We start from the raw sequence: 16,196 nt of genomic DNA on the forward strand, positions 1-16,196 counted from the left end.
GAAAAATATGTTTGTGAAATTATGAACAATTTCCGAATTATTGTCTGAAATTACCTATACTCATGTTTATCTGTATTATAATGTTATTATCTTGGATAAAGTGATAAAGGTGGAGATCCTCATGGAACAAGCTTTAAAAATTACAGGTGTATTATCTGACCCAACTCGTTATTACATTTATAAATATATTTCGCAAAAACATAGTTACGTAACGGTACAAGAAATTGCAGATGAATTCGATATTCATCCAAACGTGGCGCGTTTACATTTATCTAAATTAGAAGATGTTCATATGCTAAAATCGGAAACGAAGAAAACTGGAAAAGGCGGAAGACCGAGCAGATTATATGTCTTATCTGAAGATGTTATCCAATTACAATTTCCATTCCGTGATTATCAATTATTAGCAAGAATCGCATTTAATTCTTTACTTAGCCTTGGCGCTGCTGGTGAGAAAGCGCTATACGAAACAGGAAAACAATTCGGAGCTGAATTAATGCAACAACATATGCAACGTTTAAATGTGAGTGAAGATGCTTTAACAGTGGAACAAAAAGTTCAAATTGCAAAAGAAGCTTTCTCAACAGCTGGCTTATCACCTGCATTTGAATTAAGTGCAGATGGAACAAAAATTTTCTATGATGTACACAATTGTCCATTTAAAGAAGTTGCTGTTCATCATCCAACTGAAATTTGTAACATGCACGGAGATATGATGAAAGGAATTTTTGAAATCCTATTCCCTAACATGGAATTAACTCGAAATGATAGTCTATTAGATGGATGTAAATCTTGTAATTATAAACTAACAATTTAATTTCTCATATAAAAAGAAGCCAATAATAATTGGCTTCTTTTTATATGAATGAATATTTACAATAGTAAGAAAAATAAACTATAATGAGGTGAGGTTTACTTTTTTTAGAAAAGGAGGGAGATGGCATGGAGCGCATGTTTCGCGTTCTCGGCTTTTGGACTGGAATTTTCTCGGTTATGTTTTACGTAGGGGATATGCAACAGACCGCACTACTATTTTTAGGACAAACAGGTTTCTTCGTACTTTTAAGCTATTTAAAATTAACAGAGCGTATGTATATATACGTATTTGGGGCATATTTAACTGTTTTCTTCATAGGATTTACATACTACACGACGTTTTTACTTGTCCCTGGGGCTGGACATTAAAAGATGGCATTTTGCCATCTTTTTTTAATTCCGGAATTTCCTAGTTGACTTATAGGTTTTATTGCCTTATATTCTATATAACAGATTGGAATTAGGGGGAATCAACATGAATACACTGCTTGTCGGAATTAACGTTGCAGTCATGCTCATTTTAGTTGGCGTATTATATTATATGCAACGTAAGCATGTATCTTTTAATAAACGTGTATTTACTGCTTTAGGAGTCGGAATTATATTCGGTCTTATATTACAATTTATTTATGAACCAACTTCTAAAGTAATTATTGAATCAAATACTTGGTTTGGCTTAATCGGTAACGGTTATGTGAAATTACTTCAAATGATCGTTATGCCACTTATTTTAGTATCTATTATTTCAGCCTTTACAAAATTACAGTTAACGAAAAACCTTGGTAAAATCAGTGGTCTTATTATCGGAATTTTAATTCTTACTACAGGAATCGCTGCAGCTGTCGGTATCGCTGCAAGTGCAGGATTTGATGTATCTGCAACAGGCTTGCAACAAGGTGATGCAGAATCTGCTCGTCTGAAACTAGTTGAAGAAAGATTTACTTCTATTGAAAAGACAACAATTCCAGATAAATTATTAGAGCTATTACCTACAAATCCGTTTCTTGATTTAACAGGCGCTCGTCCAACATCAACAATTTCTGTCGTAATATTTGCAGCCTTTATCGGCATTGCCTTTATAGGTGTAAAACGAAAATATCCAGAACAAGCAGAACTATTTAAGAAAATGCTTGATGCTGTATATGCAATCGTAATGCGTATGGTAACATTAATTTTACGCCTTACTCCATACGGCGTATTAGCTCTTATGGCAAAAACAGTTGCTGGTAGCGATATAAATGCTATTTTAAAACTTGGTAACTTCGTGTTAGCCTCTTACGTAGCACTTATCGTAATGTTTATCATTCACTTATTATTAATTGCATTGTCTGGTTTAAATCCAATTCAATATTTGAAAAAAGTGTTCCCTGTACTAACTTTTGCATTCACATCTCGCTCTAGTGCTGGTGCGATGCCATTAAATATTGAAGCTCAAAAAGAAAAGCTTGGTATTTCCGAAGGAATTGCAAACTTCGCAGCTTCATTTGGGGTATCTATCGGACAAAACGGTTGCGCAGGTATTTATCCAGCAATGCTTGCAATGATGGTCGCTCCAACTGTAGGAATTGATCCATTACAACCACAATTTATTTTAACTTTAATCGCTGTTATCGCTATTAGCTCATTCGGTGTTGCCGGAGTTGGTGGCGGCGCAACATTCGCAGCTTTAATCGTACTATCTACAATGAACTTACCAATCGGTATTGTTGCTCTAGTTATCTCGGTTGAGCCATTAATCGATATGGGGCGTACAGCTCTTAACGTAAGTGGTTCTATGACAGCAGGTCTTATTTCAAGTAAATGGCTTGGTGAATTAGATCAAGATACGTACAATCAAGATGATACAAAAACTGGTGAAATTGCTTCATAATGAAAAAAAGACGCTAACATACAATTGTTAGCGTCTTTTTTATTCCGTTCCCTCTTTATAGATTTTATCTTGAGAATTCTTACTCCAAGTATTCTTCTAGTTGCTCTTTTAACTCCTCCTCAATCTCATAACAAGATTCATCAACAAGTTCCCCTACTTTCTTACTCCCAAAAATGTTTGATTGAATTGACATTCCTAACAAGATTCTTTCGCATTTCTAAATTGGAATATAGTGAAATTCAATCATCTCTTTTTCTTCATCTAATATAGATATGGCAACTGATGAATAATAACCCACCTCAAAGGGATTCTCTTTTTCTCTTGCAAATCCCATATCTAATTCCATGTGTTTTTCTATGTATAAATGCGCATACTCTTTATGCAGTTTAAGTGATATTCGCTCTATTTCCTTCTCCATACATTGAATGTTCTCTTTTAACTCCAACGTAAACTCCTGTTCTTTATATTTCATTTTCGCCTCCTTAAACATAGAAAAAGAGAATATAATAACATATCCTCTTTCCTCAAATATATTTCATTATCTCACAGCCCGTCCTTTTCACAAATAACCATTTTGTTCGCACCATTTATGAAATTGTCCTACGTCTACTCCAACTAACACGATATCCTTGAGCTCTACATCAATGATTTGTTCTCCAATTACAATAGCAAACTGCGATGCTAATTTTGTCTCGTTTTTCTTTACAATTCCAATTCGGTTCCGATGCGGTCCATCTTTTATATATGCTTTTTGTCCTACAATATCAAAGTTCAAAATTCTCACCTCTTTTACTGCGCTCAAATTGGAAATACGATCTCCACCTCGGAAAATTTCCTTTCATTGCACTATTTCTCTATATATATGACGAAACAATAAAAGAGTCCTTCCTTCTTTACAATTATTTTTTCTTTGTTTCATTTTTGTGATTGAAACGTAAAGTTTATAATAAAATACACTTGGAAGCGCTTTCTATGTAATTTTTTATGTTATAATATATAAGTAGAACTTCGTAAAGAGGGTTAAAAAATGAATACAAAAATGATTAAAAAAGTAATTGAAGCATTAAAAGTATATGGCTTTCAGGATGTATCATTCTGTGACAAAACGAAGCAATTTTTATTTCATAACGAAACCGATATTATGAGCGGCTATGCAGAAATAACATATAGTAGTCAATTTGAAAAATTCAACGTACAAATTCATCCGATTGAAACGCATCACCAAGCAGAGTTACAAGAGATTGAAAGACATATACAAGCTTGTATAAGAAAAGTGGAATATTTAAACGCACTTCTTACCGGGCAGACAAAACTAGATGATAAAATTATTATTATGTAAAAAAAGAACGTGATCCAATCACGTTCTTTTTTCATTATACGTTCATCTTTTCCTTTAGTTGTAATCCTGTAACAGATTCTAATACATCCATCGATTCTCCAAATGTCATATCAAAAATTGTCTTGTCCTCTATGTATGGAAACTGTCTGAAACGCTTTTCTAACACCTTCACAGCATCTGATGTAAAGTTTGCACTATCAATGCCAAATTCTGTTTCAAGAAGAACGATCCAATCTAGCACATGAAAACCTAATCCATTGACGAATGAAATAAGTTTTTCTTCTGGGTTTGAAGATAAGAATACTTGGCGTTCCATCTCACTAAAAAGTTCTTCTCCTAAGATTTCAGCTAACTCATCATCATGTTCACGTTCAACAAGTTCTTCGTAGCCGTAATCATCCACAAGCTCTTCTACTTCTTCACTATCCTGACAAAGCAATTGACTAAGAAGTGCCTCTTTCTTAAATTCACTATTTTGTACGACTTCTAAAAAGCTCGTTTCCCATCCATTTTCTAATTTCATATTATGTACTCCTTTATATACGTTTCTTATCATCACTGTACCCAAAAGATCACTTTTATAACCTTTTAGGTAGTTACTATTATTTCACATGATTCATAACAAAAGATGCAAACTCAGCTACATCTCCTTCAAAAATATTTATTTCTGGCAAGTGATAGAACGTTGTTTGGAGCGGGTTTCCTGCATGATATACATATATCGTTTTCTCTAGTGCAATCGCCATTCCAAACTCTGTATGGCTCCCGTTTCCGCCATCTAATATAAGTAAAAATACATCCGCTTCTTTTACAGCATTTCGTTCTTCCTGACCAATTTCTCTTAATTGTTCTTCATTCGCTGCTCTTTCATTTTTGGTCCAATCATATGTATGGTGCCATCCTGCATGTTTCAGTTCATTTGCTACGGAATGTACAAGATGTTTATTTTGGAAACCTGAGGCGATATAAAAATTCATTTATATACACTCCTTCATTGTGTATGGGGAAACTCCTTTTTAGCGTTATTTGTTATAGCTATAATAAAGAACAACTTCAAAAAAAATCCCCATCTTTAAAACTTATTTGCGTTTAAATGATGGGATGCTTCATGGTCTTCTTTTATTTTTTGTTTTTTATAACTTTCATCAGCTAACATTTCTAGTTCAGCTGTTATCTCTGACTTTTCAAGCTCTCTTTCTTGCGAAAATTTCCTTGAAATATAAACAATAACACTACCAACGTACAACACAAAGCATATAATAAGTGCAGTATTTTCATAGAGACTTAGCTCCAACACAGTCACTCCTAATCCATTCGTATTTTCACGCCTCATTAATTGGAATTTCCCTATTAACCCATTTGTTATCCCGCTATTTGAGGGCAGTAAGACTACCTCCTCAAAATTTAGTAACAGTAAAGAAGTTAGATGTGGGATGAACCCAACTGATTAAAGTTTCACTTTATTGTAACATAAAAATATCAATTCTTGGAATCTTTCACCCTACTAAAAGAGGCATGATTGTTTCATCATGCCTCTGAAATATTTTGAATGATTGTTTTAATTGCTTCTTTTCCATTATATTTTTTTAGTGCTGTTTTATACTTTTCATTATTTTGATTCAATTCTTCGACATACTTTATAAGAGATTTTACAGTTACATCTTCTTCATATAATACGGAGGCATACCCTTGCCTTTCAAAGGACTCTGCATTTAATATTTGATCTCCACGGCTTGCAAATTTCGATAATGGAATTAAAACCATCGGCTTTTGTAATGTTAAAAATTCAAAAATTGCGTTGGAGCCCGCGCGTGAAATAACAAAATCTGTTACCGCTAATATGTCTGGCAGTTCTCCATGTACATATTCAAATTGTCTATATCCTTCTTTATTTTGTAAACTTTCGTCAAGGTTACCTTTTCCGCAAAGGTGAACAATTTGATATTTTTTAAGAAGTTCTGGTAATGCTTCTCGAGCCGTATCATTAATTTTTTTCGCGCCCAAGCTGCCTCCCATAATCGTAATAACTGGCTTTTTACGTGAAAAACCTAAAAACGCTAAACCTTTTTCACGATTTCCCTTCAGCACTTCTTCACGTACAGGAGATCCCGTATATATTACTTTTTCTTTCGGTAAATGTTTCGCTGCTTCTTCAAACGTAACAAATATTTTCGAAGCAAAACGAAGCGCAATTTTATTTGCTAGTCCTGGTGTCATATCAGATTCATGTAATAAAACTGGTACTCTATTTAGCCATCCTCCAATTACGACTGGTACAGATACGAAACCGCCTTTTGAAAAAATCACATCTGGTTTTAGTTTTCGAATCCTTACATACGCATCCATAACACCCTTCATTACAAGAAAAGGATCTTTTATATTTTTCAAATCAAAATAACGACGTAGCTTTCCACTCGAAATACTATAGTAGGGAATGCCTTCCTTTTCTATAATCGTTTTCTCAATACCTTGATGAGAACCAATATAAGAGATATCCCAGTTGTCTTCCTGTAAATATGGGATAATGGCTAAATTAGGTGTTACATGTCCTGCCGAACCGCCACCTGTAAAGACTATTTTCTTCATACGTCTCCCCCTTCTAGACTATAATACACTAAAATATCTTGCCTCAGGGTGAGAAAATACCATAGCCGTTACGGACGCTTCTGGCTCCATCATGAATCCTTCTGTTAATGAAATACCTATTTCCTCTGGATGAATTAAGCGAAATAGCTTTTCTTGATCTGCAAGTTCTGGACACGCCGGATAACCAAATGACACTCGTATTCCTCTATATTTCGTACGGAAACGTTCTTCCATCGTCAGTTCAGGTGAGTCCGGAATGCCCCAGCGGTCACGAATGAGCATATGTGTTTTTTCAGCAAGTCCTTCCGCTAATTCAAGCGCTAACGATTGAATGGCATGACTACGTAAGTAATCACCTTTCACCTTCCACTCTTCAGCAATGTCCCGAACTCCTTCCCCAACCGTAACAGATAAGAAAGCAACATAGTCCATCTCATCTCCTATTGGGCGCAAATAATCACCTAAAGTACGATAGGGAGCCTTTCCTTGTCTAGGGAATGTGAAACGCTCTATAACACGCGTATGATCTTCTGGATCATATATTACAATGTTTTGTCCGTCGCTTTGCGCTGGGAAAAATTGATACACTGCTTTCGGCTTTAACCAAGATTGTCCTTCCTGCAATAATTCATCTATTAAATCATTTAATTCATGTGCTCTCTTATCTCCCTCTTTCAAAAGCTTCTTCACATTTCCTTTTAATCCAAGGTGATGCCCAAGTAGCATTTGTCTATTTAAAAATGGAGCGAGATGAAAGGCCGGAATATCGCGTAATACAATTCGTTTTGTTGAATCAGGCACGATAACTTCAGCCTTCGGTAATGGCTCAATTACTGCTGGAATTTCTACTTTCTTCTCCTCTTTTTTTACGATATGAAGATGACGTTCTTTTTTATCCTGTTTCATCTTCTCACGCTCTTCTTCTTTTTGAAGCTTATTAATAATATCGAGCCCCGTCATCGCATCACTCGCATAACAAACGAGCCCTTTATATGATGGTGAAATCCGATTATCTGTAAACTTTCTCGTTAACGCTGCACCACCTACAACAATCGGAACATCAATATTTGCTGCTTTTAAATCTTCAGCAGTCGTTACCATTTGTTGCGCTGATTTTACTAATAAACCGGAAAGGCCTATAATATCCGGCTTCTTTTCTTGTACTTCTTGAACAATTCGATCCGAACGTACATTAATTCCTAAATTAATAATCTCATATCCGTTATTTGCTAAAATAATTTCAACGAGATTTTTCCCAATATCATGCACGTCACTTTTTACAGTTGCTAATAATACTTTCCCTTTTTTCGCACTATCACTAGATTCCATATGTGGCTCTAAATAGCTTACAGCAGCTTTCATACTTTCAGCACTTTGCAATACTTCAGCAACAATAAGTTCATTATTATTAAATAGTCGTCCTACCTCATCCATCCCTGTCATAAGCGGACCGTTAATAATATCAAGAGGTTTTCTTCCTTCTTCAAGCGCAAGACTTAAATCCTCGTGTAATCCTTGTTTCGTACCTTCTACAATATAATTTGCTAGTCTTTCATCAAGCGTTAACGTTTCTTGCACAACGATATCTTTCTTTTTAGCAACTCGGTAAAAGTTTGTAAATTCTTCTAACGTCTCTTTCGTCGTTTCAAACAGTAATGCATCTGCAAGGCGTTTTTCTTCCTGTGGAATTGACGCATAGCGTTCTAATTTTTCCGTATTCACAATTGCGTAATCTAATCCTGCTTTCGTAGCATGATATAAAAAGACTGAATTTAATACTTCACGTCCAGCCGGTGGTAAACCAAATGATATGTTACTTACCCCTAAAATCGTTAAACACTCTGGTAACGCTTCTTTAATAAGGCGAATTCCTTCTATAGTCGCTGCCGCTGAACCAATATATTCTTCATCACCTGTCCCTACCGGAAACACAAGTGCATCAAAAATAATATCTGACGGGCGTATCCCATACTTCTTTGTAAGTAATTCATAGCTTCTTTTCGCAATTTCTATCTTTCGTTCCGCACTAACCGCCATACCGTCTTCATCAATTGTTCCTACAACTATAGTAGCACCATACTTCTGAAGAAGCGGTGTCACTTTTTTAAATCGTTCTTCTCCATCTTCTAAATTAATTGAATTAATAACAGCTTTTCCTTGAATATAAGTAAGAGCTCGTTCCATCACATTTTCATCTGTTGAATCAATCATAATCGGTACTTTTAAAACTTTCGTAACTTCTGCTAAGAAGTTTTCCATATCTTCTATTTCATCGCGATCAGGATCTGCCATACAAATATCAATAATATGAGCATTTTTCTTCACTTGCGCTCTTGCCACTTCAGCAGCCTCTTCAAATTTCCCTTCTGCTACTAATCGTTTAAATTTACGTGACCCAATAACATTCGTTCTTTCACCTACAAATAACGGTCTCATAGACTCATCATATTGCAGTGCTTCTAATCCACTAATTCCATGTCCTTCTCTCTCATGGTGGTCACGAGGCTTAAGAGATGCTAGCGCGGATTTCATTGCTTTTATATGTTCTGGTGTCGTGCCACAACAACCACCAATAATATTAACCCATCCTTCTTCAGCAAATCGCTTCACCTTTTCAGCAAGAGAAGATGGAGATTCATGGTAATGTCCATCTTCATCAGGAAGACCTGCATTTGGATAACAAGAAATGTAACACTCCGATAAATCAGATAGTGAACGAATATGGTCCCTCATAAACTCCGGACCAGTCGCACAGTTTAACCCAACAGATAATGGTTTCATATGTTCTACTGATAAATAAAAAGCTTCAATTGTTTGCCCAGCCAGAGTCGTTCCCATTGGCTCAATCGTACCTGAAATCATAATAGGAACCGTTTTTTTTAGTTCTTCAAAAGCGGCTTGAATTCCAATATAAGCTGCTTTCACGTTACGCATATCTTGACTCGTCTCAACGAGTAATACATCAACTTCTCCTTTTAATAATCCTCGTGCCTGCCTTGTATAAGCCTCAATCAATTCTTCAAAAGTCACACCACCAGTAACACTAATTGCTTTCGTTGTTGGTCCCATCGCTCCCGCAACATATACTTCCTTCCCGCTTTCTTTAACAGCTTGCTTCGCCAAAAGTGCTGCCTTTTCATTTAGTTCTTCATCTAAATGAGACAGCTCATAATCACTTAGTACAATATTCGTTGCCCCAAATGTATTTGTTTCAATAATATCCGCTCCAGCTTCAATATAAGCTTTATGAATCTTTAAAATAACGTCTGGTCTTGTTTCCACTAAATATTCATTACAGCCCTCGTACTCTTCTCCTCCGAAATCTTCAGCAGTTAAATCCTCTTGCTGAATCATTGTCCCCATTGCACCATCTAATATTAAAATGCTATTTTTCAATTTTTCTTCTATACACTTCATCAATTAATACCTTCTTTCACTTCTTGCTTTTCTCTTACATATTTAACAAGATGTTCTGTAATTTCATACTTTAAAAATGGTGTAATAAGATAAATACCATTAAAATATTTCATCGCCGCATCGATCAATTCTTGTGAAATGCGAATCCCTTCCTCAATTGCTGCCTCTTTCGTTTCATGTCCATCCATTCTCTCTCTTATTTCTTCAGGAAGAGTAATACCCGGCACCTCAAAATGAAGAAAATCTGCATTCCGCTTACTTACTAACGGCATAATTCCAATAAAAATAGGTTGTTCCAAATGCTTTGTCGCTTCATACACTTCTTCAATTAACTTGATATCGTAAATTGGCTGAGTTAAAAAATACTCCGCTCCAGCATCTATTTTTCGCTCCATTCGCTTAACCGCTGCTTTTAAGTGCCTCACGTGAGGATTAAATGCGCCGCCTACAGAAAACCTTGTCGCCGGTCCAATTGATTTCCCTAAAATTGAACGTCCATCGTTCATTTCTTTAATCATTTTAATAAGCTCAATAGAGGATAAATCATATACAGAAGTGGCACCGGGAAAATCACCAACGCGCGCTGGATCACCAGTTAAAGCTAACACTTCTTCCATCCCTAACGCCGATAAACCTAACAAATGAGATTGTAGTCCAATGACGTTATGATCTCTACACGTTAAATGCGTCAATACTGGGATATCATGCTTCGTTAATAACGCACCCATCGCCATATTAGAGACACGAGGCGATGCTAATGAATTATCTGCTAGAGTAATAGCATCTGCTCCCGCTCTTTTTAACGCTCTTGCTCCTTCAAAAAAACGCTGTGTATCTAACGTTTTCGGTGGATCTAATTCCACTACAACTGTCGTTTGTTTTTTTGCTTTCTCTGCTAGAGTGACGTGAGCCTTCGAACGTTTCTCATGCGTATGAACGACTTTTGGCCTTTGAATCGTTTCTTTTTCTATTACAGGGGTAATATTCGCAACAGCGCGCTTCATACTTTGAATATGTTCTGGAGTCGTACCACAACAGCCACCCAATAACCGAATACCTTGCTCAATAAATTTCGGTGTCATCGCTTCAAAATAAGCTGGGCTTCCCTCATATACGTAACGTCCCTCTACATAATTCGGGAGACCTGCATTTGGGTATGCTGATAAATAGCCATTTTGCGGAATCGATATCATTTTGAAAGCTTCCGTCATATGAAGCGGCCCCAGTTGACAATTCAATCCAACAACATTTGCACCGTAATCTATAAACTGCTTTAATATTTCATTGACATCATTTCCATTTTGAGTCGTACCTGCTTCATGTAACGCTAATTGCGCAACAATCGGAATATTCGTTTGCTTACGCAACACTTTAACAGCATGAAGTAATTCAAATTCATCATAAAAAGTTTCTAATAGTAATCCATCAACCTGTTCTTCTAGTAAAGCCCCCGCCTGTTCAAGTAATATAAACTCCCTTTCCATATCAGTCGTTGTAACAGCTCCGATATGTTTCATACCACCAATTGTTCCTAAAATTGCATTTTTATCTGTCACAGATGCTTTCGCCAATTTCACTGCCGCTCTATTAATTTTTGTAACTTGATTTTCTAAACCATACATACGTAATTTCGCCTCATTTGCTCCATACGTATTCGTTTGAATTACATCTGCTCCAGCAGCTACATATTGTTTATGAATGGATATAATTAGATCTGGATCAGATACGTTCAATTCTTCAAAGCTACTTTGCAAACCATGTGAATGCAATAACGTTCCAACCGCACCATCACCTATTACAATTCCTTTTGATAATAAATCTAGTAATTTCACGAATCTCCCTCATTTCTATCAATATAAAAACCCCCTCTTCACTTTGAAGAGGGGGACATAATTGTTCCTCCTCTTATTATGCAAAACATTCGTTTTGCAGGTATTAGCACCGTTTCAAACATTTCGTTTGAAGGTTGCCGGGTTTCACAGGGCCTTTCCCTCCACCGCTCTCAATAAGAGTTGTCTTTATTATTTTATTTATGTAGCTAAAAGGAAATGCGTTCCCCTTTTAACAATGTTTGTTAATTTTTTAATAAATTTAGCATGCACAAAAGTAAAAGTCAATGACACTTGCGGAAAAATAAAAATTATTTAAAATAAAGTTGCAATTCAATTATCTTTTATTGTAAAGTTAAAAACATAATAAAAATTTCATACGAACATTCTTATCTAGAGAGGTAGAGGGACTGGCCCTGTGACGCCTCAGCAACCATTAACATTTTGTTAATAAGGTGCTAATTCCAGCAAATTGTGAAAGATTTGACAGATGAGAAGAAGACTCTATTCAAACCGAAAGCCTTCTTCTTAGAAGGCTTTTTTTATTTTATATTCACTTAATGTTTCAATTTAAAAAGGAGGAATTTTCACATGTCAACAATCGAAACCAAACTAGCACAAATCGGAAATCGTAGTGAAACTACAACTGGAACGGTTAATCCACCAGTTTATTTCTCAACCGCTTATCGTCACGAAGGAATTGGTAAATCTACTGGCTTTGACTATTCACGAACTGGCAATCCAACTCGCGGTCTTTTAGAACAGGCGATTGCAGACTTAGAATATGGCGAACAAGGTTATGCCTGTAGTTCAGGGATGGCGGCTGTTCTCCTCGTCCTTTCTCTATTCCGCTCTGGAGACGAACTTATTGTATCTGAAGATTTATACGGGGGAACGTATCGATTATTTTCTGAGCATGAAAAAAAGTGGAATGTTCGATGTAGATACGTAAATACACAGTCTATTAAACAAATTGAGCAAGCTATCACAACTGAAACGAAGGCTATTTTCATAGAAACTCCAACTAATCCATTAATGCAAGTTACTGATATTGCTGCTGTCGCAACTGTAGCGAAAAGGCACGGACTACTTCTTATTGTAGACAACACATTCTACACACCTTATATACAGCAACCATTAACAGAAGGTGCTGACATTGTACTTCATAGCGCAACGAAATATTTAGGGGGACATAACGATGTACTAAGCGGGCTTGTCGTTGCAAAAGGAAAGGAACTTTGCGAGGAAATCGCTCATTATCATAATGCATCAGGTGCAGTTTTAAGCCCATTTGACTCATGGTTATTAATTCGCGGTATGAAAACGTTAGCGCTTCGCATGAGACAACATGAAGAAAATGCGAAAGCAGTTGTTGCGTATTTAAGCGATGAAGACGGGGTAACAGATGTATTTTATCCAGGAAGAGGCGGCATGATTTCATTCCGCCTTAAAGATGAAGCTTGGATTAATCCATTCTTACAATCTTTATCCTTAATTACATTTGCCGAAAGTCTTGGTGGTGTAGAAAGTTTAATGACTTATCCAGCAACGCAAACACATGCTGATATTCCTGAAGAAATTAGAACAGCAAACGGCGTATGCAATCGTCTTCTTCGATTCTCAGTTGGCATTGAAAATAGTAACGATTTAATTCAAGACTTAAAGCAAGCCATTAAACTCGTAAAAGAAGGTGTAAGAATATGAGCTATTCTATAGATACACTCTTACTACACAACCAATATAAACATGACTCGCAAACAGGCGCTGTGAACGTTCCTATTTATAACACATCAACTTTTCACCAGTTTGATGTAGATACGTTCGGAAAATATGACTATAGCAGGTCAGGAAATCCAACTCGTGAAGCTCTTGAAGATATCATTGCTTTATTAGAAGGCGGAACAAAAGGATTCGCCTTTGCATCAGGCATTGCAGCGATTTCCACTGCATTCCTCCTTCTTTCACAAGGTGATCACGTACTCATTTCAGAAGATGTGTACGGAGGCACTTACCGAGTGATGACTGAGGTACTCTCCCGTTACGGTGTTTCACATACATTTGTTGATATGACCAATTTAGAAGAAATAAAACAAAACATGAAACCAAATACAAAGCTCTTTTATGTAGAAACACCTTCTAATCCACTTTTAAAAGTGACAGATATTCGCGAGGTTTCTAAACTCGCAAAATCTATTGGCGCTCTTACTTTTGTTGATAATACATTTTTGACACCACTATTCCAAAAACCACTTGAACTTGGAGCTGATGTCGTTCTTCATAGTGCTACAAAATTTATTGCTGGTCATAGTGATGTTACTGCCGGATTAGCAGTAGTAAAGGATGCAGAACTCGCTCAAAAGCTTGGATTTTTACAAAATGCATTCGGTGCTATTTTAGGACCTCAAGATTGTTCTCTCGTACTTCGCGGTCTAAAAACATTGCATGTACGCCTCGAGCATTCAGCTAAAAATGCGAATAAAATTGCACATTATTTACAAGAGCATGCTAAAGTACAAAATGTCTATTATCCGGGATTACAAACACATCTCGGATTTGATATTCAACAATCTCAAGCAACATCAGCTGGAGCGGTCTTATCGTTTACTTTGCAGTCAGAAGATGCACTCCGCCAATTTTTATCAAAAGTAAGATTACCTGTTTTTGCAGTTAGTTTAGGAGCTGTAGAGTCAATTCTTTCTTATCCAGCAAAAATGTCACATGCAGCACTGTCGCAAGAAGCTCGTGATGAAAGAGGAATCTCTAATTCATTACTTCGGTTATCAGTCGGTCTTGAAAATGTTAACGATTTAATATCCGATTTTGAAAATGCCCTTTCTTATGTAGAAGAACCTGTAAATGCATAGAGAAAAAGAAGATATGAGATTAGGTTTTCATATCTTCTTTTTCTGCGTTTTAGTTATATTCATTTGAATTTCTTCTTTTCTTATAGTCCATAAAAAAATAAAAGTATATCATCTATTTCTAAATAATGGATTAATTGATATATTAAGAAATAAAAAGGGGTGAAAATAATGGATACTTGTTCAGATATTTTAATCGTTATCGATTTACAAAATGGCGTATGTTATAGCGAGGAGCATTTATTTGATTTACAGAACTTACTAACAAAAGTAAATAAAAGAATTTATTCATACAGAAAATTAAATAAACCAATCCTTTTTGTTCAACATTGTGATGATGATTTAGTACCCGAGAAAGAACTTTGGGCTATTCATACCGATCTAGATGTTCAAGAACAAGATTTTTTTGTAAGAAAAACACATGCAAATTCATTTTATAAAACAAACTTAAAAGAAATTTTAGATCGATTATCTGTAAATTGCATTGAATTTTGTGGCGCCCAAACAGAGTACTGTATGGATGCTACGATTAAGTTTGCCCACGGACTAGGATACGAAAACTTTATGGTACAGAAAACAACCTCTACGTTGAATAATCCTTTTATGTCCGCAAAAGAGACAATTGATTTTTATGAGAACATATGGAATCACAGATTTTTAACGTTGCTAAAAGATGAATTTTAGAATAAATGACTAATGAATTGATCATCCTAAGATTTATCAGCCGTAATCAAATATTTCATTATCACCATAAAGAAGCGAATTACATTCAGCTTCTTTTCTTTTAACCTGTTTTATATTCTATATATATCATTATAATTCCTTTGTCATATTATTTTAAAAATTTCGTATATTCATTTGAAAGAATAAGAAAATCATGATAAAATTGTGTTACAAATATATCTATATCTTTCAATTTTTAAAACGCATCGAAATTTTCACCCAAAAATGTCATTTTACAAAAACATGCTAATTTACCTATTTTATTTACATCAGGGTCTCTTTTCTTACAATTTCTTTACTTTAGGACTTTTTTTCTGCAACAACTATTTTCTTTTCTTTAAATTTTTGGTATGTATAGTATGGTATAATAGCTCACACGGAGGTGGAAAAGAACATGTTAGAAACCTTTCAAAAAGAATTAGAACTATATGAAAGTAATGCAGAATTATTAAAAGTGCTAGCTCATCCTGTTCGTTTATGTATCGTAAAAGGATTAATCGAGCGCGGTCCAAGCAACGTTTCTACAATGTATACTGGCTTAAACATGCCACAATCTACAATTTCACAGCATTTAGCAAAATTAAAAAGCGCTAAAATCGTTTCTAGTGAAAGAAAAGGATTAGAAATTTATTACAAAGTAGAGAATGAAACAATCATTCAACTCGTTCGCGTATTATTAGGTTAGGGACTAATAATCGAAGAAAAAGAACGTATTCTATATTTTTCATCTCATATCTTTAATATAAATATATATC

General features: G+C 35.5%; 15 protein-coding genes, 1 pseudogene and 2 riboswitches. Of the genes and pseudogenes, 8 read left to right on the top strand and 8 right to left on the bottom strand.

The window, feature by feature from the left end; genetic code table 11:
• Window positions 1-121: 121 nt before the first annotated feature.
• The 3 genes from EBQ15_RS01795 (at window position 122) to EBQ15_RS01805 (ending at window position 2,686) form a co-directional block, all read left to right on the top strand.
• On the top strand, window positions 122-817 hold the full coding sequence (locus tag EBQ15_RS01795; RefSeq protein WP_000434125.1) for a helix-turn-helix transcriptional regulator: 696 nt from the start codon (window positions 122-124) through the stop codon (window positions 815-817).
• 125 nt (window positions 818-942) lie between these two features.
• Window positions 943-1,185, top strand: a complete 243-nt coding sequence (locus tag EBQ15_RS01800) for a DUF2626 domain-containing protein (RefSeq protein WP_000440721.1) — start codon at window positions 943-945, stop codon at window positions 1,183-1,185.
• Between the two features lie 106 nt (window positions 1,186-1,291).
• Window positions 1,292-2,686: an L-cystine transporter gene (locus EBQ15_RS01805; RefSeq protein ID WP_001094336.1), complete on the top strand. Its 1,395-nt coding sequence runs from the start codon at window positions 1,292-1,294 to the stop codon at window positions 2,684-2,686.
• A gap of 79 nt (window positions 2,687-2,765) precedes the next feature.
• Here EBQ15_RS01805 and EBQ15_RS31490 read toward each other — a convergent pair.
• Window positions 2,766-3,158 (bottom strand): annotated as a pseudogene (locus tag EBQ15_RS31490) (hypothetical protein).
• An 87-nt stretch (window positions 3,159-3,245) separates the two neighbouring features.
• Complete coding sequence (locus EBQ15_RS01815; protein WP_001008326.1) at window positions 3,246-3,461, bottom strand: DUF3912 family protein; 216 nt, start codon at window positions 3,459-3,461, stop codon at window positions 3,246-3,248.
• A gap of 252 nt (window positions 3,462-3,713) precedes the next feature.
• Here EBQ15_RS01815 and EBQ15_RS01820 point away from each other — a divergent pair, with 252 nt between their 5' ends.
• On the top strand, window positions 3,714-4,025 hold the full coding sequence (locus tag EBQ15_RS01820; protein WP_001093237.1) for a hypothetical protein: 312 nt from the start codon (window positions 3,714-3,716) through the stop codon (window positions 4,023-4,025).
• 34 nt (window positions 4,026-4,059) lie between these two features.
• Here EBQ15_RS01820 and EBQ15_RS01825 read toward each other — a convergent pair whose 3' ends face one another.
• The 6 genes from EBQ15_RS01825 to EBQ15_RS01850 form a co-directional block, all read right to left on the bottom strand.
• Window positions 4,060-4,548 carry a hypothetical protein gene (locus EBQ15_RS01825; protein WP_000764267.1) on the bottom strand — a complete coding sequence of 163 codons (489 nt, stop codon included), beginning with the start codon at window positions 4,546-4,548 and terminating at the stop codon, window positions 4,060-4,062.
• A gap of 79 nt (window positions 4,549-4,627) precedes the next feature.
• A complete protein-coding gene (locus EBQ15_RS01830) occupies window positions 4,628-5,002 on the bottom strand; it encodes a nucleoside 2-deoxyribosyltransferase (RefSeq protein WP_001012334.1) in 375 nt (124 codons plus the stop codon).
• Between the two features lie 95 nt (window positions 5,003-5,097).
• Entirely contained in the window at window positions 5,098-5,358 is a 261-nt protein-coding gene (locus tag EBQ15_RS01835) for a DUF3966 domain-containing protein (RefSeq protein WP_001250699.1), read from the bottom strand.
• 194 nt (window positions 5,359-5,552) lie between these two features.
• Window positions 5,553-6,611, bottom strand: a complete 1,059-nt coding sequence (gene murG, locus EBQ15_RS01840; RefSeq protein ID WP_000724777.1) for an undecaprenyldiphospho-muramoylpentapeptide beta-N-acetylglucosaminyltransferase — start codon at window positions 6,609-6,611, stop codon at window positions 5,553-5,555.
• 18 nt (window positions 6,612-6,629) lie between these two features.
• A complete protein-coding gene (gene metH, locus EBQ15_RS01845; RefSeq protein WP_000649680.1) occupies window positions 6,630-10,028 on the bottom strand; it encodes a methionine synthase in 3,399 nt (1,132 codons plus the stop codon).
• Window positions 10,028-11,860 (bottom strand): bifunctional homocysteine S-methyltransferase/methylenetetrahydrofolate reductase, encoded by a 1,833-nt coding sequence (locus tag EBQ15_RS01850; protein ID WP_000770356.1) that lies wholly within the window; start codon window positions 11,858-11,860, stop codon window positions 10,028-10,030. The genes metH and EBQ15_RS01850 overlap by 1 nt, the downstream gene beginning before the upstream one ends.
• Window positions 11,861-11,930: 70 nt before the next feature.
• A riboswitch (SAM riboswitch) is annotated at window positions 11,931-12,040 on the bottom strand.
• A gap of 203 nt (window positions 12,041-12,243) precedes the next feature.
• Window positions 12,244-12,354, top strand: a riboswitch (SAM riboswitch).
• Between the two features lie 94 nt (window positions 12,355-12,448).
• Here EBQ15_RS01850 and metI point away from each other — a divergent pair.
• The 4 genes from metI to EBQ15_RS01870 all read left to right on the top strand — a co-directional run bounded on the left by metI (window position 12,449) and on the right by EBQ15_RS01870 (window position 16,126).
• Window positions 12,449-13,561 carry a cystathionine gamma-synthase/O-acetylhomoserine thiolyase gene (gene metI / locus EBQ15_RS01855; protein WP_000103892.1) on the top strand — a complete coding sequence of 371 codons (1,113 nt, stop codon included), beginning with the start codon at window positions 12,449-12,451 and terminating at the stop codon, window positions 13,559-13,561.
• Window positions 13,558-14,721, top strand: a complete 1,164-nt coding sequence (gene metC / locus EBQ15_RS01860; protein WP_000122306.1) for a cystathionine beta-lyase — start codon at window positions 13,558-13,560, stop codon at window positions 14,719-14,721. Before metI ends, metC begins: the two co-directional genes overlap by 4 nt.
• Window positions 14,722-14,889: 168 nt before the next feature.
• Window positions 14,890-15,402, top strand: coding sequence for a cysteine hydrolase family protein (locus tag EBQ15_RS01865; protein WP_000379179.1), 513 nt, complete (start codon window positions 14,890-14,892; stop codon window positions 15,400-15,402).
• Between the two features lie 433 nt (window positions 15,403-15,835).
• Window positions 15,836-16,126 (top strand): ArsR/SmtB family transcription factor, encoded by a 291-nt coding sequence (locus EBQ15_RS01870; RefSeq protein ID WP_000894377.1) that lies wholly within the window; start codon window positions 15,836-15,838, stop codon window positions 16,124-16,126.
• Window positions 16,127-16,196 lie beyond the last annotated feature (70 nt).

The organism is Bacillus sp. 2D03, assembly GCF_003946765.1.
In the GTDB taxonomy this organism is placed as follows: Bacteria; Bacillota; Bacilli; order Bacillales; family Bacillaceae_G; genus Bacillus_A; species Bacillus_A cereus.